This is a genomic window from Massilia arenae, from assembly GCF_008014745.1.
Taxonomy (GTDB): domain Bacteria; phylum Pseudomonadota; class Gammaproteobacteria; order Burkholderiales; family Burkholderiaceae_D; genus Telluria; species Telluria arenae.
Window position 1 is genome coordinate 21044 of sequence record NZ_VPFD01000031.1, and the last position, 25043, is coordinate 46086.

The following is a 25043-nucleotide window of genomic DNA, read 5'->3' on the forward strand; positions in this document are numbered from 1 at the left end:
GCCGTCGATGCAATGGCAGTTAGTTGGTGACCACGACGTCGGCCTCGAGCCAGACCGGTGGTTTGGCATTCAGGATGGCCCCCGGGTTCGGCGTCAATCCGAACGCCAATGTTGCGGGTATGCCGCTCACCCTGACCTCTCCGCTGGAATCGGCCAGCGGTTGCGGCCCGCACAGGTCGGGACACAGTGGCGCGGCGCCTGGCGGCACGACACTGACGAATGCGCTGGCAAAGGTCACGGGGCCGCGCGCAACAGCCACCGTTCCCCGCACCTCCACCGGTAAATATCCGCCTTTCCACGGCATCCGGCAACCGGCGATCTCCCGGCCATATGCGCGAGCGGCAGTGCCGTCGTCGGCATAGACAGGGACTTTCCCGCTGACCTCGCAGAGCCTGGTCCGCTTGCTGACACGTCCATTCCTTGTTTCGAGCAGGTGAACGCTCACCTTCATGCTGGCCTCGCGCACCTGCTTTGGTTCCGGTGGCGGAGGCGGCGTGGCGTATGCGGTCGAAGCGCTCAACAAAAGGAGCGCCAGCAGGCGCTGACGGCGCGCCCTGCGCATATGGGCCGATCCGGGCATATTCATGGGCGATCAGTGTGAAGATGGTTTATCGGACGTTCTCAACCTGCAACCAGGAATTCCTCGACCATGGCGGCCAGCAGTTCTGGCTGGTCATGGTGCAGCATATGGCCGGCCTGCGGCACCATGCGCGGCGTGACATTCCGCAAGTAAGCCATCCTGCGGTCGACTTCGGCACGCGCCTGGTCCTTCGCCCCCATCCAGCGCCACATATCGGTGTCCTCGGCCTCGACCCACAGCACCGGCGCCGTGATCGCGCTCCAGCAGGCCATGATTTCGTCGACGTGGTACAGCAGCGGCGAACTCATTTTATGCGCTGGATCGCCCAGGATCTTCCACAGGCCGTCGCGGTCTTGTTCCGCCCAGTGGGCGGCCAGGAAGGCGGCGCGGTCCTGCGCCAGGCGCGGATTGGTCTTGCGCAGGCGTGCCGCCACCTCGTCCAGGCTGGCGTAGCCGCGCATCTCGGGCGGCTCGCGCAACTCGTCGAGCCACTTGGCCACGCGGCCCGGGTACTGTTTCGGGTGCGTGGTCGGCAAGCCGAAGCCTTCCAGGTTGATCAATTTCGCGATGCGCTGCGGCCGCACGCCGGCGTAGATGCCGGCGATATTCCCGCCCATGCTGTGGCCGAGCATATTCACCGCCTCGCCCGGGGCATAATGGTCGAGCAACACGTCGAGGTCAGCTACATAGTCGGGGAACCAGTAGGTGTCTGCACCCGAACGCGCGCTCTGGCCGAAGCCGCGCCAGTCGGGCGCGATCACGTGCCAGTCCCCTTTCAGGCAATCGACCATGAACTGGAACGAGGCCGACACGTCCATCCAACCGTGCAGCATGAACAGCTTGGGCGCGCCGGGCGAGCCCCAGTGGCGCACGTGCATGCGCAGGCCGCGAACGGTAAGGAATTCGGAACGGGAAGGTTTCATGCTATTCCTGAAATTAGTACGGTCGTTCGGATGTGGTTCGGATGATTATACGGGCCGGCGGTTGAATTCGCGCATCGCGGCCCCATCTGCCGGACTTCGGGACAGGTCGGGCGGTAAAATAGCGCCATTTCCACCTACGCGAGCACATCCATGGCTATTTACCAGCTGGGCGAGCATGCGCCCGAGATCGATCCGTCGGCGTTTGTCGCCGACACGGCCACCCTGGTGGGCAGGGTCAGGCTCGCAGCGAATGCATCGGTATGGTTCGGCACCACGCTGCGCGGCGACAACGAGCCCATCACGATCGGCGAGAACAGCAATGTTCAGGAAGGCACCGTGATGCACACCGATCCGGGCTATCCGCTCGACATCGGCAAGAACGTGACGATCGGCCACCAGGCCATGCTGCACGGCTGCACGGTGGGCGACGGCTCGCTGATCGGGATCCAGGCCGTGGTGCTCAACGGCGCGCGGATCGGCAAGGGATGCCTGGTCGGCGCCGGCGCCCTGGTCACGGAAGGCAAGGAATTTCCCGATCACTCGCTGATCCTGGGTTCGCCCGCGAAGGTGGTGCGGACACTGACACAAGAAGACCTGCTGCGCCTGGAAGGCAATGCCGCGAACTATGTTGCGCGCGGCCAGCTGTTCAAGGCGCAGCTCAAGAAAATCGGATAAAGAATGACGACTACGGATACTGGCACCACCAACAGGGACACCCTGCAAAAATTCATCTTCGACAATGCGGCCGTGCGCGGCGAGCTGGTCGAGATTTCGGACACCTGGCGCGAGATCCAGGCCCGTCACGCTTACCCGAAGGCGGTGCGTTCGGTGCTGGGCGAGATGGTGGCGGCCGGCGCCCTGCTGTCGGCCAACCTCAAGTTCAACGGTTCGATCGTGATGCAGATCCACGGCGACGGCCCGGTGCGCCTGCTGGTGGTCGAATGCGACGCCGACCTGCGCATGCGCGCCACGGCGAAACTGGCGCCCGACGTCGAGATCGCGGACGACGTCACCCTGGGCGATATGTTCAATGCCAACGGCAAGGGCCGTTTCGTGATCACGCTCGACCCGGCCGACAAGGTCCCGGGCCAGCAGCCCTACCAGGGCGTGGTGCCGCTCGACGGCGACGACATGGCGACCGTGATCGAGAACTACATGCTGCGCTCGGAGCAGATGGACACGCGCCTGTGGCTGGCGGCCGACGACAAGGTCGCGCGCGGGCTGCTGCTGCAAAAGCTGCCGCGCCACAGCGGCAAGGACGACCAGGTCAAGCAGGCCTCCGAGGCCGAAGACCTGGAAACCTGGAACCGCGCCGCCATGCTGGGCCAGACCGTCAAGCGCGAAGAGCTGCTGTCGACCGATATCTCGACGCTGCTGCATCGCCTGTTCTGGGAAGAGACCATCCGCGTGTTCGACCCGGTGCACCCGCAATTCCATTGCAGCTGCAACCGCGAGAAGGTCGGCAATATGCTCAAGATGCTGGGCCAGGACGAAGTCGAATCGGCGCTGGCCGAGCTGGGCGAACTGGGCATCAACTGCGATTTCTGCGGCAAGCACTACGCCTTCGACAAGGTCGACTGCGCGCAACTGTTCGCCAGCGACAGCCCGGTGCAGACCTTGATTCCGCCGAGCGGTAGTACGCATTAAGCTATCGACGTCGTTCTTCTACTGACGCCAGCACGTCGTTACTGCCACTGGCAGTAACGACTCCCCGCGCAGGCGGGGACCCAAGCTCGCATGCACGCTGCCTGCCTCGAACGCAAGTGGCAACGCAAATGCCTTGGGTCCCCGCCTTCGCGGGGACGACGTTTACAGGCTGACAAAGGAACGCTTCATTCAGCGCATCAACGCACGCTGCGAAAACCCTTGCGCAGCTCGTCGGCGAACATTTCCGGCTGCTCCATTGCGGGATAGTGGCCGCCCTTCTCTACCTCGTTGTAGTACATCAGCGTCGGATAACGCTCTTGCACCCAGCGCCGACTAGCCATGTGCAGGTCGCACGGGAACTGGCTGAAGGCCACCGGCACGGCAAGCTCGCGCTCCTTGAAGGTGCGCATGCTCTCCCAGTAGATGCGGGCCGACGACCCTGCGGTGCCGGTCAGCCAGTACCAGTCGACGGTGTCGAGGATGTCGTCCATGCTCACCGCGTCGGTCGGATCGCCGTCGTGGTCCATCCAGCGCCAGTACAGGTCGAGCAGCCACGCCGCCTGGCCAACCGGCGAGTCGGTCAGCGCATAGGCGATCGTCTGCGGGGTCTGGATCTGCATCAGCTGGTAGCCGGACTGGTTTTCCTTGAAGTCGCGCACGCGCCGTAGCCCTTCTTCTTCCTGCGCGTCGCGCGCTTCCATCCCCTCGACCACCGGCAGCATATTGAAGTGCACGGCCTTGACCGCCGGTAGCCCGATGCCGCCCAGTTCATTCGTGATCGAATATCCCCAGTCGCCGCCCTGGGCCACGAACTGCTCGTAGCCGAGGCGGCGCATCAACTCGACCCAGGCGTGCGCAATGCGTTCCGGCGTCCAGCCGGGTTCGCGCGGCTTGCCCGTCAGGCCGAAGCCCGGCATCGACGGCAGGACGACGTGGAAGGCGTCAGCCGGGTCATGCCCATGCGCCCGCGGATCGGCCAGCATCCTGGCGGCCCTCACGTTCTCCACCACCGATCCCGACCATCCGTGCGTGATCACCAGCGGCAGCGCATCGGGTTCCGGCGAGCGGATGTGGAGGAAGTGGATATCGAGGCCGTCGATAGTCGTCGACGACGGCTCGAGCGCGTTCAGCCGCGTCTCGGTCGCGCGCCAGTCGTGCCGGTCGCGCCAGTAGTCGGCCAGTGCCCGCAGCCTGGCCAGCGGTACGCCCTGGCTCCAGTCGTCGACGGTTTCCTTGTCTGGCCAGCGCGTGCGCGCCAGGCGCTGGCGCAAGTCATCGAGGTCGGCCTCGGGAATGGCGAAGGGATGCGGTCGAATGGCGTTGCTCACGGCTGGTCTCCTCGTTGATCGTCGGTTGGGCTTTGTGCACGCTTGCGCTCTCTCTCGGCCAGCAGGTCGGCGATAGCGTCGTCACCGTAGTGCAGCGCCAGCTCGCGCGGCGTCAGGCCTGTATGCCCCCTCAGATCGTGACGGGAGCCCGCTTCGCACAAGGCCCGTACCGCATCGACCTGCTGTTGCCACACCGCGTCGTGGAGCGCGCACAGGCCGTTGTAGGGCCCCTGCGCATTCAGCTCGGGCAAGGGCCGGGCGCCACGCCGCGGCTCGGCCAGCAGGCGGACGATGTCGGCGTGGCCGAAATAGGTGGCGTCGTGCAGGGCGGTGCCGCCCATCAGGCCGATCATGCGGGTCGGATCGGCGCCGGCCTCCAGCAGCAGGTGCGCGATGTCGAGATGTCCCTCGCGCGCGGCGATGCCCAGCGGCGTGTAGTTGTCATCGAGGCTGCCGACCATCGGCACCTGTTCGTCGAGATTCGCGCCGGCGGCGATCAGCCGCTCGACCTCGGCCCGGTCGCCGGCCTTGACCGCCGCGACGAGGGTCAGCGCGGCGACGCGCCCGGCGTCGGCGTCGATCCTGGCCTCGATCAGGCGCGCGATGGCGTCAAGGCCATCGCCGCGTGCGATGTCGAGCGCCGTCTGCGCCCAGTGGTTGCGGATGTTCGGCCTGGCGCCGCGCTCCAGCAGCCGCGCCACGGCGCCGGGATGCTTGTGGAGCACCGCGTCCATCAACGCCGTATTGCCGAGCACGGGCGACTGCTGGTCGATGAAGGCGCCATGGTCGAGCAGGAAGCCGATGACGTCGGCATTGCCGGACTGCGCCGCCTTGTGGAGCGCACTCGCCCCCATGCGGGGATCGAGCGCCAGCACGTCGGCGCCGGCGGCGAGCAGCATCGACACCATGTACGACTGCCCCAGGCCGGCCGCGATCATCAGGGGCGTGAAGCCCTCGGGGTCACGGCGATCCGGGTCAGCGCCGGTGCGGAGCAGTGCGTTCGCGGTGGGAAGGTCTCCCGCGCGAACGGCAGCATGAAGGGGCATACCATCCTCCCGTATGATTGCTATCGAAAGCCACAGTTGATAAGTTACCGATAGTAGGGAGGAATCGACAGGTCTGCCGTTAGATAGAACACAGATGCGGCCACAGATGGCGTCCATCGCGTTTTTGCCCGAAATGGTAAGCTCATGCTGTTATGACACTGTTGCATTTTCAGACATCAGCACCACGTACCCATTACTGACATACGGAGGAAGCACATGAATATCGATATTGGCATCAGCACCGAAGACCGCGCAAAAATCGTCGACTCGCTGTCGGGCGTCCTGGCTGACAGCTATATGCTGTACCTGAAGACCCACAACTTCCACTGGAACGTGACCGGCCCGATGTTCCAGACCCTGCACGTGATGTTCCAGGAGCAGTACACCGAGCTGTGGAACGCACTGGACGATATCGCCGAGCGCATCCGCGCCCTGGGCCATTTCGCACCGGGCACCTACCAGCGCTACGCCGAGCTGTCGACCATCAAGGAAGAAGCGAACGTGCCGGGCGCGCAAGAGATGATCCGCCAGCTGGTCGCAGGCCAGGAAGCGGTGGCGCGCACCGCCCGTGCGGCCTTCCGCATCGCCGACGCCGCCGACGACCAGCCGACCGCCGGCATGCTGGCGACCCGCATGGAAATCCATGAAAAGAATGCGTGGATGCTGCGCGCCTTCCTGGAGCAAGGCGCGGGCCATACCCAGGGTGAAGCGTCGTCGGATTCGAAGAACTGATGATCTGAACCAGCGTCAGCACGTCGTTCCCGCGGAGGCGGGAACCTAAGCCCTTCGCTTTATTGACAACGTCGAGCGCAGCCTCGGTGCTGGCAAACTTAGGTTCCCGCCTTCGCGGGAAAGACGTTGTTCAAGGGTGGTGGTGACACCACTGCTGCGGCTCAATCGCCGCTGCGCCCACCACTCATATGCAAATCGACCACCTTCATGATCTCGAGCGTGAGATCGAGGTCGAACTCGCCCGACGCCAGGGCGGCGCCCAGCTGCTCGCGCGGTACGCCGACCGCGGCGGCCAATGCGCCCAGCCCCGGCGCCTGCGACACCGCCTTCAAGGCGGCGCCAATGATGGCGCCATCGCCATCTTCGAAAGCATCGGCCAGGCAGTCCGCAATCGCATCGAGCGAATCGAGGCTGGCGGGATCGATCGGGGAATTCTGTTCACTCATAAGGTTTGACTAGTGTGTCGGCGCGGGCTTGGCGCCGTCCTTCGGGGGCGGCGGCGGAGGCGGCACGGTCATCGACTCGACCGGCTGCTCGTTCTTGCGCAGCACCTGCACGAAGATCTCGCCCTGCTTGATCATGCCCAGGTCGTAGCGCGCGCGCTCTTCGACCGCGCCGGTGCCATCCCTCAGGTCAACCACCTCCGAGGCCAGCTTGGCGTTCCTCGCGGTGAGCTGCTCGGTCTTGAGCCGCGTGGCCTCGACCTGGCCCTGCATGTCGGCCACGGACAGCCAGCCTCCCTTGCCGAGCCAGAGTGGGTACTGGATCAGCACGAGCAGGACGGCAAGGGCGATCGTGATCAGGCGCATGGCAAAAAGAGAAACGAAAACGGCCGGTGGACCGACGGTGGGTGGCTATGCCCACCACCGCCGGTCCACCGGCCTGATGGATTACTTCAGGTTGTAGAACGCGTCGCGGCCAGGATAGCTGGCGATGTCGCCCAGGTCTTCCTCGATGCGCAGCAGCTGGTTGTACTTGGCCATGCGGTCCGAACGCGACAGCGAGCCGGTCTTGATCTGCAGGGCGTTGGTGCCAACCGCGATGTCGGCGATGGTCGAGTCTTCGGTTTCGCCCGAGCGGTGCGAGATCACGGCGGTGTAGCCGGCGCGCTTGGCCATCTCGATGGCGGCGAAGGTCTCGGTCAGGGTGCCGATCTGGTTGATCTTGATGAGGATCGAGTTGGCGATGCCCTTCTGGATGCCCTCTTTGAGGATCTTGGTGTTGGTGACGAACAGGTCGTCGCCCACCAGCTGCACCTTCTTGCCCAGCGCGGCGGTCAGGGTAGCCCAGCCTTCCCAGTCGCCTTCGTGCATCGCGTCCTCGATCGAGATGATCGGGTACTTGTCGCACCAGGTGGCCAGCATGTTCGTGAAGTCGGCTGCCGACAGCGACAGGCCGCCTTCGCCCGCCAAGACGTACTTGCCGTCCTTGTAGAATTCGCTGGCCGCGCAGTCCAGGCCCAGGGCGATGTCCTGGCCCGCCACGTAGCCGGCCTGCTCGATCGCCTGCATGATCAGCTTGATGGCTTCTTCATGGTTCGCGACCGATGGGGCGAAGCCGCCTTCGTCGCCGACGGCGGTATTCAGGCCCTTCGAGTGCAGGATCTTCTTTAGGGTGTGGAAGACCTCGGCGCCGTAGCGGATCGCTTCCTTGAACGAAGGCGCGCCGACCGGGATGATCATGAATTCCTGGATGTCCAGATTGTTGTCGGCGTGCGCGCCGCCGTTGATGACGTTCATCATCGGCACCGGCATCTGCATCGCACCCGAACCGCCGAAGTAGCGGTACAGCGGCAGGCCGGCTTCTTCGGCGGCGGCCTTGGCGACAGCCATCGACACTGCCAGCATGGCGTTGGCGCCCAGGCGGCTCTTGTTTTCGGTGCCGTCGAGATCGATCAGGGTGCGGTCCAGGAAGGCTTGCTCATTGGCGTCCAGGCCCATGATCGCTTCGGAGATCTCGGTGTTGATATTCTCGCAGGCCTGCAGCACGCCCTTGCCGAAGTAGCGCTTCGGGTCGCCGTCGCGCAGTTCGATCGCTTCGCGCGAACCGGTCGAGGCGCCCGACGGCACCGCGGCGCGGCCCATCACGCCCGATTCCAGCAGCACGTCGCATTCGACGGTCGGGTTACCGCGCGAGTCGAGGACTTCACGGCCGATAATATCAACGATAGCACTCATGTTTCTCAGTCTCCAGGGGTGGGGAAATCGGGTGGAGACATCCTGCCGCAGGACGCCTCCAGGATGCTTTTTACTTGAACTTGGTTTCCATGAAACCGGTCTTCTTGACGATGCGGTCGATCTCGACGAGCGTGGTCAGAAGTTCCTTCATGTGGGCCAGTGGCACGGCGTTCGGACCGTCCGACATCGCATTGGCCGGATCGGGGTGCGTTTCCATGAACAGGCCGGCGATGCCCGCCGCCACGGCGGCGCGCGACAGGACCGGCACGTGCTCGCGCTGGCCGCCGGACGAGGTGCCCTGGCCGCCCGGCAGCTGCACCGAGTGGGTCGCGTCGAACACCACCGGGCAGTTCGATTCGCGCATGATGGCCAGGCCGCGCATGTCCGACACCAGGTTGTTGTAGCCGAACGAGGCGCCGCGTTCGCAGGCCATGAAGTTATCTTCCGGCAGGCCGGCTTCGCGCGCGGCGGCGCGTGCCTTGTCGATCACGTTCTTCATGTCGCCAGGCGCCAGGAACTGGCCCTTCTTGATGTTGACCGGCTTGCCCGAACGCGCACAGGCGTTGATGAAGTCGGTCTGGCGGCACAGGAAGGCCGGGGTCTGCAGCACGTCGACGATGCTCGCCACTTCGGGGATCATCTCTTCGTCGTGCACGTCGGTCAGGACCGGCACACCGATTTCGCGGCGCACGTCGGCCAGGATCTCCAGGCCCTTCTCGCGGCCAGGGCCGCGGAACGACTTGCCCGACGAGCGGTTAGCCTTGTCGAACGACGATTTATAGATGAACGGGATGCCCAGCGCCGAAGTGATCTCTTTCAGCGTGCCGGCGGTGTCCATCGCCATCTGGCGCGATTCGATCACGCAGGTGCCGGCGATCAGGAAAATCGGGTGCTCGAGGCCGACGTCGAATCCAGCGAGTTTCATGCTGCATCTCCTTGCAAGGCCGGGGCCGCATTTGCTGCGCCGGCCGCGGTATTGGTGTTGGAAGCCTGGTGCGCCAGCGCCGCCTGGATGAACGACGTGAACAGCGGATGGCCATTGCGTGGCGTCGACTTGAACTCGGGGTGGAACTGCACGCCCATATACCAGGGGTGCACGTCACGTGGAAGTTCCATGATCTCGCACAGGTCTTCGTTCGGGGTGCGCGCAGACACGGTCAGGCCAGCAGCTTCGACCTTCGGCAGGTAGTAGTTGTTGCCTTCGTAGCGGTGGCGGTGACGCTCGGTCACGACGTTGCCGTAGATCTCGGCCGCCAGCGTGCCCGGATTGACGGCGCAGGTCTGGGCGCCCAGGCGCATGGTGCCGCCCAGGTTCGAGTTGGTGTCGCGCTTCTCGACCTTGCCATCGTGGTTCTGCCACTCGGTGATCAGGGCGACCACCGGCTGGTCGGTTTCCGGGTCGAACTCGGTCGAGTTCGCGTTCGGCAGGCCTGCCATATTGCGGGCGTACTCGATCAGCGCGACCTGCATGCCCAGGCAGATGCCCAGGTAAGGGATCTTGTTTTCGCGGGCGTAGCGCGCGGCCATGATCTTGCCTTCCACGCCGCGCTTGCCGAAGCCGCCCGGTACCAGGATGGCGTCGTACTTGGCCAGGTGCTCGCAGCCGCGGGTTTCGATTTCCTCGGAGTCGAGGTACTCGATATTGACGCGGCTCTCGGTGTGGATGCCGGCGTGGCGCAGCGCCTCGGTCAGCGATTTATACGATTCGATCAGGTCGACGTATTTGCCGACCATGCCGATGGTGATCTCGTGCTTGGGATTCTCGAGCGTGTGAATCAGCTTGGTCCACATCGACAGGTCGGCCTTCGGCGCTTCCAGGCCCAAGGCTTCGAGGATGATGTCGTCCAGGCCCTGGTCGCACAGCACCTGCGGCACCTTGTAGATGGTGTCCACGTCCCACACCGAGATCACGGCCTGCTCTTCGACGTTGGCGAACAGCGAGATCTTGGCGCGCTCGTCGTCCGGGATGCGGCGGTCGGCGCGGCACAGCAGCGCGTTCGGCGAGATGCCGATCTCGCGCAGCTTCTGCACACTGTGCTGGGTCGGCTTGGTCTTGAGTTCGCCGGCCGAGGCGATGAACGGCACCAGGGTCAGGTGCACGAAAGCGGCGCCCTTGCGGCCCGAGCGCAGCGACAGCTGGCGCGCGGCTTCCAGGAACGGCAGCGATTCGATGTCGCCCACGGTGCCGCCGATCTCGACCAGCGCGACGTCGACGCCTTCGGCGCCGCGACGGATGTAGTCCTGGATCTCGTTGGTGATGTGCGGGATGACCTGCACGGTCTTGCCGAGATACTCGCCACGACGCTCCTTGCGGATCACCGATTCATAGATCTGGCCGGTGGTGAAGTTATTCACCTTCTTCATGCGGGTGCTGATGAAGCGCTCGTAGTGGCCGAGGTCCAGGTCGGTCTCGGCGCCGTCGTCGGTGACGAACACTTCGCCGTGCTGGGTAGGACTCATGGTGCCCGGATCGACGTTGATGTACGGATCGAGCTTGAGCATGGTGACTTTGAGTCCGCGGCTCTCGAGGATCGCGGCGAGGGAAGCGGCCGCGATCCCTTTGCCCAGGGAAGACACGACGCCGCCAGTGACGAATACGAATTTGGTCATTGTGCTGATGGTGCCGAATGGCACGCGCGGGAAATTGAAATTATACCTTAATCCTGCAAATACTTCTTGATATCAAGGCAGCAACACCCTCCGATGGACTGTCGTCGCCCGATCACAAACCGACTATTCTGGGTGCATTTTCGTTTCGGTTGGGCAATAATTGTAACCGGTCGGAAGAGACAATATTTTGCCGATAACAGTCGTAATGACAGTTCTGGTGCCATAAGCACAATAAAGCCGCACGGATGCCACCAATCCGGCGGAAAACCCCTATCTAGATTACATAAAACATGGGCAATTTCATCAAACTCAACATCGGTACGCGCCTGGCCGCCGGCTTCGCGCTGACGCTACTGATGACCGTCATCATCGCCACCGTCGGCGTCTGGCGCCTGAACCAGGTCGCGCACGAGACAGAAGCGATTCTGGCAGAACCGCTGGCGAAGGAGCGCATGATCGCCGAGTGGTACACCCAGATCTTCGCCGCCGTGCGCCGCACCGCCGCCATCGTCAAGAGCAGCGACCCGTCGCTGACCGACTTCTTCAAGGAAGACGCGGCCGCCACCGGCAAGCTGTCGGCCGACCTGGTCAAGCAGATCGAACCCCTGATCAGCGGCGACGACGAGACCGCCCTGTTCAAGTCGGTGATGGAGCACCGCACCGCCTACAGCAAGGCGCGCGACGGCGCGGTCAAGGCCAAGGCCGAAGGCAACGTCGAACTGGCGGAACAGATCCTGACCCAGCAATTCAACCCGGCCGCCAAGGCCTACCAGGAGCGCGTCAAGGAACTTGTCGACCTGCAGCACAAGCGCATCGCCGCCAGCGCCGAGCTGATCGCCAGCACCGCCAGCCGCGGCAACTTCGTGATCGGTTCGCTGGCCGCCGGCGCCCTGCTGCTGGGCGGCGTGTTCGCCTGGCTGCTGACCCGCTCGATCACCCGTCCGCTGCGCCAGGCGGTGCACGCCGCCGAGCAGGTGGCGGCCGGCGACCTGACGGTCGAAATCGACAGCAAAGCGACCGATGAAACCGGCGCCCTGCTGCGCGCGCTGGGCCATATGAATACCTCGCTGTCGAAGATCGTCGACGAAGTACGCAGCGGCACGCAGACCATCAGCGGCGCCTCGAGCGAAATCGCGGCCGGCAGTTTCGACCTGTCCAGCCGCACCGAACAGCAGGCCGCGGCACTGGAAGAAACCGCCGCCTCGATGGAAGAACTGACCGGCACCGTGCGCCAGAACGCGGACAACGCGCGCCAGGCCAACCAGCTGGCGATCGCCGCCTCGAGCGTCGCCACCCAGGCTGGCCAGGCGGTTGACCAGGTGGTCGCCACCATGGGCTCGATCAACGATTCGTCGCGCAAGATCGTCGACATCATTTCGGTCATCGACGGCATCGCCTTCCAGACCAATATCCTGGCGCTGAACGCGGCCGTCGAAGCGGCGCGTGCCGGTGAACAGGGCCGCGGCTTCGCGGTCGTGGCATCGGAAGTGCGCACGCTGGCGCAGCGCTCGGCCGCTGCCGCCAAGGAAATCAAGCAGCTGATCGGCGACTCGGTCGAGAAGGTCGACACCGGCACCAAGCTGGTCGACCACACCGGCGCGACGATGCGCGAAGTGGTCGACTCGATCCAGCGCGTGACCGACATCATGGGAGAGATCTCGTCGGCGAGCCAGGAACAGATCACCGGCATCGACCAGGTCAACCAGGCCATGGGCCAGATGGACAATGCGACCCAGCAGAACGCGGCGCTGGTCGAGGAAGCCACCGCCGCCACCGCGGCGCTGCAGGACCAGGCGCAGCGCCTGGCGCAGGTGGTCGACGTGTTCAAGCTCGATCCGCGCCATGTGACCCCGGCGGCGCCGGTGACGCCGGTGAAGCGTCCGCCGGCACGTCCGGCGCTGGCCAAGCCGGTGGCGAAAGCCGCGGCAAAGCCTGCACCAAAGGCCACGCCTGCTGCTACCAAGGCAGCCGGCAAGCCCGCCGCACCAGCCAAGGTCAATGAAGCGGAATGGGAAGAGTTCTAAGCTTCTGTCGCGCCTGAACAAAAGCCGCCGTCGCCGCCCTGGCCACGGCGGCTTTTTCATTGGTTCACTCGAGTACGAGTTTGCCCCGGGCTAGCCCTCCCTGCCCCTCGCCATCACGCAGCGACCGGAACACCGCACGGTCCCGCGAAAGAGGTTGCCCTGCCGGCACAGGCGTGAAGTCCCCGTTCGCGCGCGAATGCCGGGCGTAATACACCAGGCGTCCCTCCGCCAGGAACGCGATCGACATGTCGCCGTCGTCCTGGGACTCGAAAGGAATCTGGCGTTCACAATGTTCTTCCTGGATGCCCAGCGTCGTGCACACGTGCCGGCGCGCCGTGTAGGGGCCGAACAGATAAACCTGATCCCACGCGAATGACGTGGCCTCGGCAAGGCGGATGGTCTCCGACTCGCGCTCGTCGACGAGCTTGCCGATCGCCTTGCTCACCCTGGCGTCGTCACTGCAGCCGGCGGCCATGATCGACACTGCGCCAAGCGTCAAGGCGGACAGGGTAATAGCGGAAAATCGTTTCATCGTGGCTCGCTGCAGATATCAATTCGGTATTTGACATGTAGTCTACTCGACGGCATACTTACAGCAGATGTTAGCGCTCACATAATTAGACAAGATCTGGAGACAAGCATGTTCAAGCGCGGGCCCGAGACACCTGCAGCAGCGAACGCCCCCCTCGGCTGGCGCGAAAAGCTCAGCTATGGCGTGGCCGATATGGGCTTCAATTTTTACTGGGCCAATATCGCGACCTTCCTGCTGATCTTCTACACCGACACCTTCGGCATCTCGGCGGCGCAGGCCGCCACCCTGCTGGCCTCGATCAAGCTGATCAACGCCTTCACCGACCCGCTGATCGGCGCCGCCGCCGACCGCACCAGCACCCGCTTCGGCAAGTTCCGCCCCTACCTGGTCTGGATGTCGATCCCGCTCGGCGCCGCCGCCGTGCTCACCTACACCACGCCCGATCTCGACGCCGACGGTAAGCTCATCTGGGCCTACGCCAGCTACCTGGCGATGATGGTGTTCTACACCTGCGTCAACATCCCGTATAACGCGCTGTCCGGCGTGATGTCGGCTGACCCGCAGGAGCGCTCGACCATCAACGGCCTGCGCTTCATCTTCGCCTTCGCCGGCTCCACCCTGGTGACGGCCGCCACGCCGGCCATGGTGGGGTGGCTGGGCGCCGGCGACGACGAACGCGGCTGGCAGCTGACCATGGTCGCCTGGAGCATCGCCGCCGCGCTGATGTTCCTGATCACCTTCGCCAACACCCGCGAGCGGATCGCGCCGCCGCCCGGCCAGAAGAGCGACGTGCTGCGCGACATCCGCGACCTGGCCGCCAACCGTCCCTGGGTGGTGCTGTTCGTGCTGGCCCTGGTGATCATGGTGACCATCACCCTGCGCACCACCACCTCGGCCTATTACTTCAAGTACGTGGTCGAACGCCCCGAGCTGATGGCCAGCTTCGTGCCGACCTATATGATCTTCGCCGCCATCGGCGCGGCCTGTACGCCGCTCATGACCCGCTACGTCGACAAGAAGCTGCTCATGATCGTCCTGATGAGCGCGACCGCCGTGTTGTCGGCCTCATTCTTCCTGATCCCCGGCGACCGCATCGACCTGATGTTCGCGCTGCAGGCGGCTACCGGCTTCGTGCTCGGGCCCAAGTCGCCGCTGGCGTTCTCGATGTACGCCGACACCGCCGACTACAACGAATGGACCACTGGCCGCCGCGCCACCGCCATGACCTTCGCCGCCGCCACCTTCTCGCAAAAGCTGGGCACCGCGGTCGCGGTGAGCGTGATCGGCGCCGTCTTCACCGCCCTTGGCTACGTGCCGAATGCGGCGCAGACCACCGGCTCGCAAGCCGGCATCGTGTGGCTGATGTCCTTCGTGCCGGCCTCCTTTGCCCTGCTGGCGGTGCTGGTCATGTGCTTCTATAACCTCGACAGCAAACTACTGGCGCGCATCCAGGCCGACCTGACAGCGCGCAAGGCTGCGCCATGAACACACAGGAGATTCCATCCATGCTGCACCCGCAAGACGACCGCTACGTGCTCACCAGCCCCACCGCGATGCCGCAGGCCGGCGGCTTCCTGTGGAACCGCAGGATGATGATCCAGTCGACCTGCCGCGGTTACGCCACCGCCCAGTTCATGCAGCCGGAACCGAGCAAGTATTCGCACGCGCCGAACATCCAGGCCAAGTCCTTCATGCAGCCGGAGCAGCATTACTACGCCCACCATCCGGGCCGCTTCTTCTACGTGAAGGACGAAGACACGGGCGAGCTGTTCTCGGCGCCCTATGAGCCGGTACGCGGCGGCGTTGACCGCTTCGAATTCTCGGTCGGCCGCCACGACCTGCGCTGGACCGTCGAGAAGTTCGGCATCCGCATCGAACTTGTGCTCGGCCTGCCGGTGGACGACGTCGCCGAGCTGTGGTCGATGGAAGTGACGAACCTGTCGGACCGCCCGCGCCGCATCAGCGTCTATCCCTATTTCACGATCGGCTACATGTCGTGGATGAACCAGTCGGCCGAGTACCGCCACGACCTGGGAGGCATTGTCGCTTCCAGCGTCACGCCCTACCAGAAGCTGGAAGACTACTTTAAAAACCGCCTGTTCAAGGACCGCACGGTGCTGCTATGCGAGCAGGCGCCGGACGCCTGGGAGGTTGGCCAGATCGCCTTCGAAGGCGAAGGCGGCCTGCATGCGCCGTCCGCGATCGCGGGCGAACGCCTGGGCTGCGGCGACGCGCGCTACGAGACGCCGGCCGCCGTGGTCCAGTACCGGCTGGCGCTGGCGCCGCACGAAGCGGCCACACGCCGCTTCCTGTTCGGCCCCGCCTTCGACGATGCCGAGATCGCATCCCTACGCGAAAAATACCTGAGCGAACAAGGCTTCGCCGCCGCGGCGCGTAACTACGCGGCCTATATCGCCGAAGGCGAAGGCGTGCTCCGGATCGCGACCCCGGACCGGGAGCTCGACAACTTCGTCAACACCTGGCTCGCGCGCCAGGTCTACTACCACGGCGACGTCAACCGCCTCTCCACCGACCCGCAGACCCGCAACTACCTGCAGGACAATATGGGCATGGCCTTCGTCAAGCCGGCGGTGGCGCGCACCGCCTTCCTGCAAGCGCTGAGCCAGCAGGAAGCCAATGGCGCGATGCCGGACGGGATCCTGCTGTTCGAAGGTGCTGAGCTGAAATACATCAACCAGATCCCGCACACCGACCACTGCGTGTGGCTGCCGGTATGCCTGCGCGCCTATCTCGACGAGACGGGCGACGACGCCATCCTCGATGTGCCGGTCGCCACCCACGACGGCGCAGTGAAAACCGCGTTCGAACGCATCTCGCTGGCGATGGACTGGCTGCTACAGCGACGCGACGCGCGCGGCCTGTCCTATATCGAGCAGGGTGACTGGTGCGATCCGATGAATATGGTGGGCTACAAGGGCCGCGGCGTCTCGGGCTGGCTGACGGTGGCGGCGGCCTACGCGCTGAACCTGTGGGCCGACGTGTGCGCGGCGCGCGGCGACGCCGCTTCGTTGACGCGCTACCGCGCTGGCGCCGAAGCGATGAACGGCGCCGCCGAAGCCCACCTGTGGGACGGCGCCTGGTTCGCACGCGGCATCACCGACGACAACGTCAAGTTCGGCGTCGCCAGCGATACCGAAGGCCGCATCTACCTCAACCCGCAAAGCTGGGCCTTCCTGTCGGGCGCCGCCAGCGCCGAACAGCGCGCACTGATGCTGGACGCGATCGACGAGCAGCTGCGCACGCCCTATGGCGTGCAGATGTTCGCGCCGCCCTATAGCGGCATGCGCGAGGACGTCGGCCGCGTCACGCAAAAGCATCCCGGCTCGGCCGAGAACGGCGCCGTGTACAACCACGCCTCGGTGTTCTACATCTACAGCCTGTACACGATCGGCGAAGCCGACCGCGCCTTCGACGCGCTGCGCAAGATGATCCCCGGCCCCGGCCTGGACGACTACCTGCAGCGCGGCCAGTTGCCGGTGTTCATCCCCAATTACTACCGCGGCGCCTACAAGGAGTATCCGCGCACCGCCGGGCGCTCGAGCCAGCTGTTCAACACCGGCACCGTGGCCTGGGTCTACCGCTGCCTGATCGAGGGCCTGTGCGGCCTGAAAGGCGACCTGCAAGGGCTGACGGTGGCGCCGCAACTGCCGTCGGGCTGGGACGGCATGACGGTGACGCGGCGCTTCCGCGGCGCGACCTTCGAGGTCGACATCAAGCGTGGTGCGGTCGACCGGGTCGAGGTGATATGCGACGGTGTCGCCCTGCCTGCAGCCCGCATCGACAGGATCGAAGCGGGCCGCACGTATCGGCTTGAGGTAAGCGTGCCGTAGGGTTACTGCATCGTGTGCGCCTGCTGCTGCGTATCCACCGCGAACCCGCGCTGCGCGTCCCAGTAGGTGAACCAGTAGCGCACCACGTCCCCGATCTTCAGCCCGCCCGCCGTGTAGGTGTTGTTGGCGCCGCTGAGCTGCATCCGCACGTTCTGCTGCGGCCCGTTGTTGACGGTGTAGTGCACGTCGGCCCAGCCGCCGGTGGTGGTGCGGAACTGCAGCATCGTCGATGAAGTCTGGCTGACCGAGGTCGGGCCGCTCGGCTCCGGCTGCGGCGGCGGCGTGGTGCCGCCGCCGCCCGACTCCCACACGATGTCGTCGATCGCGAACTGGAAGCTCGATGATGGCAGCGCGCCGTCGATGCTCGAGATCATGAAGATATCGTGGAGCGACTGCGCCGCGACCAGGGGCCCGAGCAGGGTCGAGACGGGAATCGAGGCCTGGCCCCACTGGCCGTTGCGCGTCAATCCAAATGCCGTGGTGTTGGCCGGGAAGTTCACCCAGTTCTGGTTGGTATAGGTGTCGCCGATGCCGATGCGGAAGCCCACGTTGGCCGGGATCCGGATGCGAAACTTCACGGTGCCATTGGCGCGGTAGTTACTCAGGTTGCGCGCCTGGCGCGCCTGGATGCCGCCGCCGAACCACTGGCCCGGCGTCGTGTAGTTCCAGGCGATGACGTTATTGCCCTCGAACGGCGCGGTGTTGCCGGTGCCGGTGGAGGCGGCGTTCCACATGAAGATGTCGGAACTCGTCCCCGCCACCAGCTTGTCGTTGACCGCCGTGGTGTCGGTGAACACGCCGAACTTGCCGGCGACTTCGGGCACGGTCTGGTCGCCCAGCTTCACCTGGCCCTTGCCGTCCATCTGGTAGACGCGCACATAGTCGACGTACATGGTGCCGGGCAGCGGCGCCGTGACCTGGCCCGGATTGGCGGCGTCGGTGAAGTTGCCGCCCACGGCCATGTTCAGCAGCAGGTAGAACGGCGCCTGCAGCGCGCTCGAATTGACCGGCAGCGGCGCGTTGTACATATTGTGCTCGACGCCGTTGTCGACCGTCGTGAAGCGCATCTGGCTCTCGTCCCAGTAGAAGCGGTAGGTGACGAAGCGGTTCGCGAGCGAATTCTGGGGCACGTACCAGTTCTTGGTCTGCCACGCGGTCGAGGCGGCGCAGCTTTCGTTGCCGGGCACGCAGGCGGCCTGCTGCCAGGTGATCACGTTCGAGCCGACGAAGTGGTTCGACGACGGCGCGTTGCCGTGCGCCCGCTCGGACGCCCGGTGGCCAGCCTCCATGATGTCGATCTCGCCGTTGCGCGGCCAGGTCTGCGGGCTCACGCCCAGCATCCAAGCGGCCGGCCACAAGCCGGTGCCGAGATTCGGCGCGGCCATGCGCACCTCGATCATCCCGTACTGCACCTGCACCTTGTTCTTGGTGTCGAGCCGGGCCGAGGTGAAGACATTGCTGCCGATCGTCTGGCTGCGCGCCTGGATCGCCAGCGCGCGCGTGCCCGATTCGAAGGGCACGTTGACGATGCTGGCGTTGTTGGGGCTGTAGTACTGCAGCTCGGCGTTGCCGTAGCCGCACAGGCCGATCTGGCAGCCGTTACCGTCCTGCAGGTTCCACACGCCGGTGTTGACATTGTTGCCGTTGAATTCCTCCGACCACAGCAGCTGGCCGATCACCGGGTTGGTGACGCTGGCCGCGGCGTGTGCCCCACAGGCCAGCAGGATGCCGGCGGCAAGCGCGTGGAAAGGTTTCCATCTCGAGCGATGATTCTGGTTCTGCTTATTCACGTCGACTCCTCCTATTTCACTACAAGAAATGCGGTCGTGCCGTACGGCCGTGCCGCGGCTTGTTAACTTGCTCGTTGGTCTCGAATGCTGTCGTGCGGATTTGTGCGGAATGCGTGATTGGAAACCTTTCCAAACAGGAAAGGAAAATATAGTCTGATTTTCGGGACGTGTCTATCCGATGTGAATGGCGTGCGCGATTACCCCGCCGGCATATGCATGCGGCGGGGAATTGGAGGCGCTGGATTAAACGCTGGCGAGGATCTGCGCGACAAGTTGCTCCTGGCTGTCGCGAATGTCGAGGGTGATGCCGGCTTCGTCCGGCTGCAGCGGTTCGAGCGTGCTCAACTGGCTGTCGAGCAGCGACGGCGGCATGTAGTGGCCGGGACGATTGCTGACGCGCTCGAGTAGTACCTCACGCGGGCCGGCCAGGTGCGCAAAGCGCACGTCGCCGCCCCCGCTACGCAGCAGGTCGCGATAGGCGCGCTTGAGCGAGGAACATGACAGCACCGCCCCTCCCTCGCGTGCGGCGAGCTTGTCGCGCAGGTTCAGGAGCCAGTCGCGACGATCGTCGTCGGTCAGCGGGACACCGGCCGACATCTTGGCGACATTGGCCTCCGAATGGAAGGCATCCCCTTCGATGAACGGAACGCCGAGTTCAAATGCCAGCTTCGCGCCGATGCTGCTCTTGCCGCAGCCGCTCACACCCATGACTATCCAGGCCGTTCCCTTGTTGTCGTCTCGCGCTTGTGTCGTCATTTCTATATGTTAACGCTAACATCGATAAGGGGATTGTAGCGTCTGCGCACGAAGGATGTAAAGCGGTCATGCACCACGGTTGGGCAGATGCGCGGCGCCGGTGCCTGCTGATGCAAATCGCAGGCGCCGGCTGCCAATGAAAAAAACTGGTTTCGGCTTTGAAATGAATGACTTGGCCGCGTGCGATTCCAGATGGCACAGGTCTTGCTGTCGACAATGATCAAGCATCGTCATGCCCGCCTCGCCGTTTCATTTTTTTGCGTCATCACCACTACCAGGGATCTTCGCCAATGAAAGATGAGAATCTGTACCGCCCCTATTCGACCGAGTCTTCACTGAACGGCTGCGCCTGCGGCAAGCACGGCTCCCAGGACGAGCACGACCGCCAGACGCAAGCCGCCCGGTTGCGGCGCGCGGGCGACGCCGAAGCGCTGTCGGGCGACTTCGTCGAGGCGGCCGCGGTACGCGCCCTGTTTCCCCATGAAGCCACGCGCCGCAACCTGATCAAGGCGGTGGGCGGACCGACACTGATGGCGGCGATCGGTTCGCTGCTGCCGCTGGCCAGCCTGCAGGCCAATGCGATGGAAAAATCGGGCGCGCTCGAGAAGAAGGACCTCAAGATCGGCTTCATCCCCATTAACTGCGCCACGCCCTTGATCATGGCCGACCCGATGGGCATGTACAAGGCGCAGGGCCTGAACGTCACCCTGAGCAAGACCGCCGGCTGGGCGCTGGTGCGCGACCAGATGATCAACCGCGAGCTCGATGCCTCGCACTTCCTGGCGCCGATGCCGCTGGCGATGTCGATCGGCCAGGGCGGCACGCCGCAGCCGATGCGCGTCGCCACCATCCAGAACATCAACGGGCAAGCGATCACGCTCGCGCTCAAGCACAAGGACAACCGCGATCCGCGCAACTGGAAGGGCTTCAAGTTCGCGATCCCCTTCGAGTATTCGGTCCACAACTTCCTGCTGCGCTACTACCTGGCCGAGCATGGACTGGACCCGGACCGCGACGTCCAGCTGCGCGTGACGCCGCCGCCCGAGATGGTCGCCAACCTGCGCGCCGGGAATATCGACGGTTTCCTCGGCCCCGATCCGTTCAACCAGCGCGCCGTGTTCGACCAGGTGGGCTTCATCCACATTCTCACCAAGGACATCTGGAACGGCCATCCCTGCTGCGCCTTCGGCGCCTCGCAGGCCTTCATCGACCAGAACCCGAACACTTTCGCCGCGCTGTACCGCGCCATCCTGAACGCCACCGCGATGGCGCACAAGCACGAGAACCGGGCCGAGATCGCCAAGGCCATCTGCAAGCCGGCCTACCTGAACCAGCCCGAGACGGTAGTGCTGCAGGCGCTCTCGGGCCGCTTCGCCGATGGCCTGGGCAAGGTGCGCAATGAGCCGGACCGCGCCGACTTCGACGCCCTGCCCTGGTATTCGATGGCGACCTGGATGCTGACGCAGATGAAGCGCTGGGGCTACCTGAAGGACGACGTCAACTACAAGGCGCTGGCCGAACAGGTGTTCCTGCTGACCGATGCGCGCAAGCAGATGGCGGCCCTCGGCATGCCGGCGCCGGCCGCCGCGGCGAACGGCTACCGCCCGTTCACGATCATGGGCAAGACCTATGACCCGGCCAAGCCGCAGGCCTACCTGGACAGCTTCGCGATCAAGCGCGCCTGACACCGGAGAAGCCCATGCACAAGCAACTGAGGTTCAGGGCCGCGCTGTTGTCGCTGGCGCTGCTGCTGGTCGTGGTCGGCGTGTGGCACATCGCCACCGCGCCGCGCGCCGCGGCGCCAGTGGCGGCGATGAGCGCCGAGGAAGCCGAATACGCGGCCCTGATGGGACAGGCGCCGGCCGCTGCCGATGCTGCCCCGGCGCCCGATGCCGGCAGCGGCTTTCCCACGCCGGCCCAGTTCGCGCGGCTGGCGGCCGGCCACCTGGGCGATCCGTTCTACGACAACGGCCCCAACGACCGCGGCATCGGCATCCAGCTGGGGCATTCGCTGGTGCGCGTCGGCCTGGGCTATCTGCTGGCGATGCTGGTGGCGATCCCGCTGGGCTTCGTGATCGGCATGTCGCCCCTGCTGTACCGCGCGATCGACCCGTTCATCCAGGTGCTCAAGCCGATCTCGCCGCTGGCCTGGATGCCGATCGCCCTCTACACGATCAAGGATTCGTCGATCTCGGGCATCTTCGTGATCTTCATCTGCTCGATCTGGCCCATGCTGATCAACACCGCCTTCGGCGTGGCCGGCGTGCGCAAGGACTGGCTCAACGTCGCGCGCACGCTCGAAGTGTCACCGCTGCGCAAGGCCTTCCTGGTGATCCTGCCGGCAGCGGCGCCGACCATTATCACCGGCATGCGCATCTCGATGGGCATCGCCTGGCTGGTGATCGTCGCGGCCGAAATGCTGATCGGCGGGAACGGCATCGGTTACTTCTTGTGGAACGAGTGGAACAACCTGTCGCTGGCGAACGTGCTCTTCGCCGTGCTCATGATCGGCATCGTGGGCATGGCGCTGGACCTGATGTTCGCCGCGCTGCAAAAGAAGGTGACCTATGCCGAATGACCGCTTCGTCCAGGTCGACGGCCTGGCCAAGACCTACCGCGCCGGCCAGCCGCCGGTATTCGAGGGGGTGAGTTTCGCGATCGAGCGCGGAGAGTTCATCTGCATCATCGGCCATTCGGGCTGCGGCAAGAGCACCATCCTGAACGTGCTGGCGGGGCTCGAAGCGGCCAGCGCCGGCACCGTGATCATGGACGGCCGCGAAGTCACCGGCCCCGGGCTAGACCGCGGCGTGGTGTTCCAGAACCATGCCCTGCTGCCGTGGCTGAGCGTGGAAGACAATATCGGCTTCGCCGTGCGTTCGCGCCACCGCGACTGGCCGCGCGACAAGGTGCGCGAACACGGCGCGCGCTTCATCGAGATGGTGGGCCTCTGCGCCGCGGCGCGCAAGAAGCCGTCCGAACTCTCGGGCGGCATGAAGCAGCGGGTGGGCATCGCGCGCGCCTTCGCGGTCGAACCCAAGATGCTGCTGCTGGACGAACCGTTCGGCGCGCTCGACGCGCTCACCCGCGGCACGATCCAGGACGAGCTGCTGGGCATCTGCGCGGCGACGCGCCAGACCGTCTTCATGATCACCCACGACGTCGACGAAGCGATCCTGTTGGCCGACCGCATTTTCTTGATGAGCAACGGGCCTCAGGCGCGGATCGCCGAGATCGTCGTCAACACGCTGCCGGCCGACCGCAGCCGCGCCACGATCCACCGCGATCCCCAGTTCTACAAGATCCGCAACCACCTGGTCGATTTCCTGGTGCGCCGCTCGAAGATGCTGCAGCAGTCCGGCGCCGACGATGCAGAACTGCTCGAGACCCGCATCGTGCATCCCGGCCTGGAGGACGATGCAGCGCCAGACCACTACCCCGCCCGGGCTTCGGCCTGAGCGTCCGCCCTTACTACCACCACATCGATGGAGCCAAACATGATTTCATGCCGTGAAGACGTCACCAAAATGATCTTGTCCGCCAAGGTCCGCAAGGGCATCAAATGGCGCGACGTGACCGAGGCCACCGGCCTGTCGAAGGAATGGACCACCGCCGCCTGCCTGGGCCAGATGACCTTGACCAAACCGCAGGCCGAGGCGGTCGGCAAGATCTTTGAACTCTCTGACGAAGCCATCGCCTGGCTGCAGATCGTGCCCTACAAGGGATCGCTGCCCACGGCGGTGCCGACCGATCCGCTGATCTACCGCTGGTACGAGCTGGTGAACGTGTACGGCACCACGATCAAGGAACTGATTCATGAGGAATTCGGCGACGGCATCATGAGCGCCATCGATTTTTCGATGGACATCCAGCGCACCGAAGACCCGAAGGGCGACCGCGTCAACGTGGTCTTGTCCGGTAAATTCCTGCCTTATAAGAGCTACTAAGCTTCGTCAGGTCAGGCGCTCTCGCGCTCGCGCAAGGTAAATCCCAGGTCGATGCGCTTGCGTTCGGGCTCCTGGCCCTTGATCACCTGCAGCAGCAGGCTGGCGGCCTCGAAGCCGATCTGGTAACGCGGCGTGTCGATGGTGGTGAGCGATGGCATCATCCACGCCGATGCCGGCAAGTCGTTGAAGCCGCAGACGGCGATGTCCTGCGGGATGCGGATGCCGTGGCGCTGGCAGTGGTAGACGGCGCCGTGGGCCAGGTCGTCGTTGCAGCAGAAGACGGCGTCGCAGTCGGGCATGTTCGCCATCATCTGCCCCATCAACTCGGCGCCGAGCGCGATCGTGGAACGCTCCGGCACCATCAGCTCGAGCCGTGGATCCGCCAGGCCCGCCTCGACCATCGCGGCCCGATAACCGTCGGCGCGGCGCAGGGTGCGCTCATCCAGCTGGGCGCCGATGAAACCGATGCGGCGGTAACCCTTCCTGAGCAGGTGGCGCGCCATCTCCATGCCGGCCTCGAATTGCGAGAAGCCGACCGACAGCGCGCCGGCCTCGTCGGACAGGTCCATCATCGACACCGACGGCACCTGCGACGCCTCCATCATCTTCGCCACGGCCGGGCTGTGGGCCTGGCTCGAGAACAGGATGCCGTCCGGGCTCGATTGCAGGTAGGTGCGCAGCAGCTTTTCTTCCTCGGCCTGCGAATAATAGGTATTGCCGATCAAGAGCTGGTACTGGCCCGGCGCGACGGCGTCGTGGATGCCTTCGAGGACGGCGGTGAACACGGCGTTGGAAAACGACGGCACCAGCACCACGATCACGTGCGATTGCGACGAGGCCAGCGCGCGCGCGGCGCGGTTGGGCACGTAGCCGAGTTCCGCGACCGCACGCTCCACCTTGACCCGGGTGACCTCGGAGACCATCTGCGGCTGGCTGAGCGCGCGCGAGGCGGTCATGATCGACACGCCGGCCATGCCCGCCACCTGCTCGAGCGTGGCCCGTCCCGTTCCCCTGCCCTTGCTGCGGCTCGTTTTATCCATGGTCATCCTGTTGTGGCGTTCTTCATTCCTGGTTCCATTCTATCAACAACGGGCAAGCCTTTT

At 64.8% G+C, this 25043-nt stretch carries 23 protein-coding genes; 10 read left to right on the forward strand and 13 right to left on the reverse strand.

Annotation, left to right across the window (positions count from 1 at the left end):
* Positions 1-19 precede the first annotated feature (19 nt).
* Positions 20-586 carry a hypothetical protein gene (locus FVD38_RS22640; protein WP_147936874.1) on the reverse strand — a complete coding sequence of 189 codons (567 nt, stop codon included), beginning with the start codon at positions 584-586 and terminating at the stop codon, positions 20-22.
* Between the two features lie 35 nt (positions 587-621).
* Positions 622-1503, reverse strand: coding sequence for an alpha/beta fold hydrolase (locus FVD38_RS22645; RefSeq protein ID WP_147936875.1), 882 nt, complete (start codon positions 1501-1503; stop codon positions 622-624).
* Between the two features lie 150 nt (positions 1504-1653).
* On the opposite strand from FVD38_RS22645, the gene FVD38_RS22650 reads away from it, so the two are divergent.
* Positions 1654-2178, forward strand: a complete 525-nt coding sequence (locus tag FVD38_RS22650) for a gamma carbonic anhydrase family protein (protein WP_147936876.1) — start codon at positions 1654-1656, stop codon at positions 2176-2178.
* Positions 2179-2181: 3 nt separating this feature from the next.
* Positions 2182-3150, forward strand: a complete 969-nt coding sequence (gene hslO, locus FVD38_RS22655; RefSeq protein ID WP_147936877.1) for an Hsp33 family molecular chaperone HslO — start codon at positions 2182-2184, stop codon at positions 3148-3150.
* 197 nt (positions 3151-3347) lie between these two features.
* Here hslO and FVD38_RS22660 read toward each other — a convergent pair whose 3' ends face one another.
* Positions 3348-4478, reverse strand: coding sequence for an epoxide hydrolase family protein (locus tag FVD38_RS22660; protein ID WP_147936878.1), 1131 nt, complete (start codon positions 4476-4478; stop codon positions 3348-3350).
* Entirely contained in the window at positions 4475-5641 is a 1167-nt protein-coding gene (locus FVD38_RS22665) for an ankyrin repeat domain-containing protein (RefSeq protein ID WP_308617203.1), read from the reverse strand. The genes FVD38_RS22660 and FVD38_RS22665 overlap by 4 nt, the downstream gene beginning before the upstream one ends.
* 99 nt (positions 5642-5740) lie before the next feature.
* Here FVD38_RS22665 and FVD38_RS22670 point away from each other — a divergent pair, with 99 nt between their 5' ends.
* A complete protein-coding gene (locus FVD38_RS22670) occupies positions 5741-6256 on the forward strand; it encodes a Dps family protein (RefSeq protein ID WP_147936880.1) in 516 nt (171 codons plus the stop codon).
* A gap of 161 nt (positions 6257-6417) precedes the next feature.
* Here the strand turns inward: FVD38_RS22670 and FVD38_RS22675 are convergent, their stop codons facing one another.
* From FVD38_RS22675 to pyrG, 5 genes are all read right to left on the reverse strand, one after another.
* The gene (locus FVD38_RS22675; protein ID WP_147936881.1) at positions 6418-6702 is read right to left on the reverse strand and encodes a helix-turn-helix domain-containing protein; all 285 of its coding nucleotides are present in this window, start codon (positions 6700-6702) and stop codon (positions 6418-6420) included.
* A gap of 9 nt (positions 6703-6711) precedes the next feature.
* Entirely contained in the window at positions 6712-7065 is a 354-nt protein-coding gene (ftsB, locus tag FVD38_RS22680; RefSeq protein WP_147936882.1) for a cell division protein FtsB, read from the reverse strand.
* 81 nt (positions 7066-7146) lie between these two features.
* Positions 7147-8433 carry a phosphopyruvate hydratase gene (gene eno, locus FVD38_RS22685; RefSeq protein WP_147936883.1) on the reverse strand — a complete coding sequence of 429 codons (1287 nt, stop codon included), beginning with the start codon at positions 8431-8433 and terminating at the stop codon, positions 7147-7149.
* 70 nt (positions 8434-8503) lie between these two features.
* On the reverse strand, positions 8504-9358 hold the full coding sequence (kdsA, locus tag FVD38_RS22690; protein WP_123068324.1) for a 3-deoxy-8-phosphooctulonate synthase: 855 nt from the start codon (positions 9356-9358) through the stop codon (positions 8504-8506).
* Positions 9355-11043, reverse strand: coding sequence for a CTP synthase (pyrG, locus tag FVD38_RS22695; protein ID WP_123068336.1), 1689 nt, complete (start codon positions 11041-11043; stop codon positions 9355-9357). The genes kdsA and pyrG overlap by 4 nt, the downstream gene beginning before the upstream one ends.
* Positions 11044-11333: 290 nt before the next feature.
* Here pyrG and FVD38_RS22700 point away from each other — a divergent pair, with 290 nt between their 5' ends.
* On the forward strand, positions 11334-13067 hold the full coding sequence (locus tag FVD38_RS22700) for a methyl-accepting chemotaxis protein (RefSeq protein WP_147936884.1): 1734 nt from the start codon (positions 11334-11336) through the stop codon (positions 13065-13067).
* 64 nt (positions 13068-13131) lie between these two features.
* Here FVD38_RS22700 and FVD38_RS22705 read toward each other — a convergent pair whose 3' ends face one another.
* Positions 13132-13599, reverse strand: a complete 468-nt coding sequence (locus tag FVD38_RS22705) for a hypothetical protein (protein WP_147936885.1) — start codon at positions 13597-13599, stop codon at positions 13132-13134.
* Positions 13600-13707: 108 nt separating this feature from the next.
* Here FVD38_RS22705 and FVD38_RS22710 point away from each other — a divergent pair, with 108 nt between their 5' ends.
* Together FVD38_RS22710 and FVD38_RS22715 are read left to right on the forward strand one after the other, a co-directional pair.
* Complete coding sequence (locus FVD38_RS22710; protein WP_147936886.1) at positions 13708-15084, forward strand: MFS transporter; 1377 nt, start codon at positions 13708-13710, stop codon at positions 15082-15084.
* Complete coding sequence (locus tag FVD38_RS22715; RefSeq protein ID WP_229493921.1) at positions 15081-17450, forward strand: GH36-type glycosyl hydrolase domain-containing protein; 2370 nt, start codon at positions 15081-15083, stop codon at positions 17448-17450. The genes FVD38_RS22710 and FVD38_RS22715 overlap by 4 nt, the downstream gene beginning before the upstream one ends.
* 2 nt (positions 17451-17452) lie before the next feature.
* Here the strand turns inward: FVD38_RS22715 and FVD38_RS22720 are convergent, their stop codons facing one another.
* On the reverse strand, positions 17453-19240 hold the full coding sequence (locus tag FVD38_RS22720) for a glycoside hydrolase family 16 protein (protein WP_147936887.1): 1788 nt from the start codon (positions 19238-19240) through the stop codon (positions 17453-17455).
* Positions 19241-19483: 243 nt separating this feature from the next.
* Positions 19484-19996 carry a gluconokinase gene (locus tag FVD38_RS22725; protein ID WP_147936888.1) on the reverse strand — a complete coding sequence of 171 codons (513 nt, stop codon included), beginning with the start codon at positions 19994-19996 and terminating at the stop codon, positions 19484-19486.
* A gap of 290 nt (positions 19997-20286) precedes the next feature.
* Between FVD38_RS22725 and FVD38_RS22730 the strand changes: the two genes are divergently transcribed.
* The 4 genes from FVD38_RS22730 to cynS are packed head-to-tail and all read left to right on the forward strand — an operon-like array spanning position 20287 to position 23940.
* A complete protein-coding gene (locus FVD38_RS22730) occupies positions 20287-21681 on the forward strand; it encodes a CmpA/NrtA family ABC transporter substrate-binding protein (RefSeq protein ID WP_147936889.1) in 1395 nt (464 codons plus the stop codon).
* Positions 21682-21695: 14 nt separating this feature from the next.
* Complete coding sequence (gene ntrB, locus FVD38_RS22735) at positions 21696-22574, forward strand: nitrate ABC transporter permease (protein ID WP_147936890.1); 879 nt, start codon at positions 21696-21698, stop codon at positions 22572-22574.
* Complete coding sequence (locus FVD38_RS22740; RefSeq protein WP_147936891.1) at positions 22564-23451, forward strand: ABC transporter ATP-binding protein; 888 nt, start codon at positions 22564-22566, stop codon at positions 23449-23451. Before ntrB ends, FVD38_RS22740 begins: the two co-directional genes overlap by 11 nt.
* Before the next feature lie 39 nt (positions 23452-23490).
* A complete protein-coding gene (gene cynS / locus FVD38_RS22745) occupies positions 23491-23940 on the forward strand; it encodes a cyanase (RefSeq protein WP_123068334.1) in 450 nt (149 codons plus the stop codon).
* An 11-nt stretch (positions 23941-23951) separates the two neighbouring features.
* Here cynS and gntR read toward each other — a convergent pair whose 3' ends face one another.
* A complete protein-coding gene (gene gntR / locus FVD38_RS22750) occupies positions 23952-24980 on the reverse strand; it encodes an HTH-type transcriptional regulator GntR (protein WP_147936892.1) in 1029 nt (342 codons plus the stop codon).
* Positions 24981-25043: the final 63 nt, after the last annotated feature.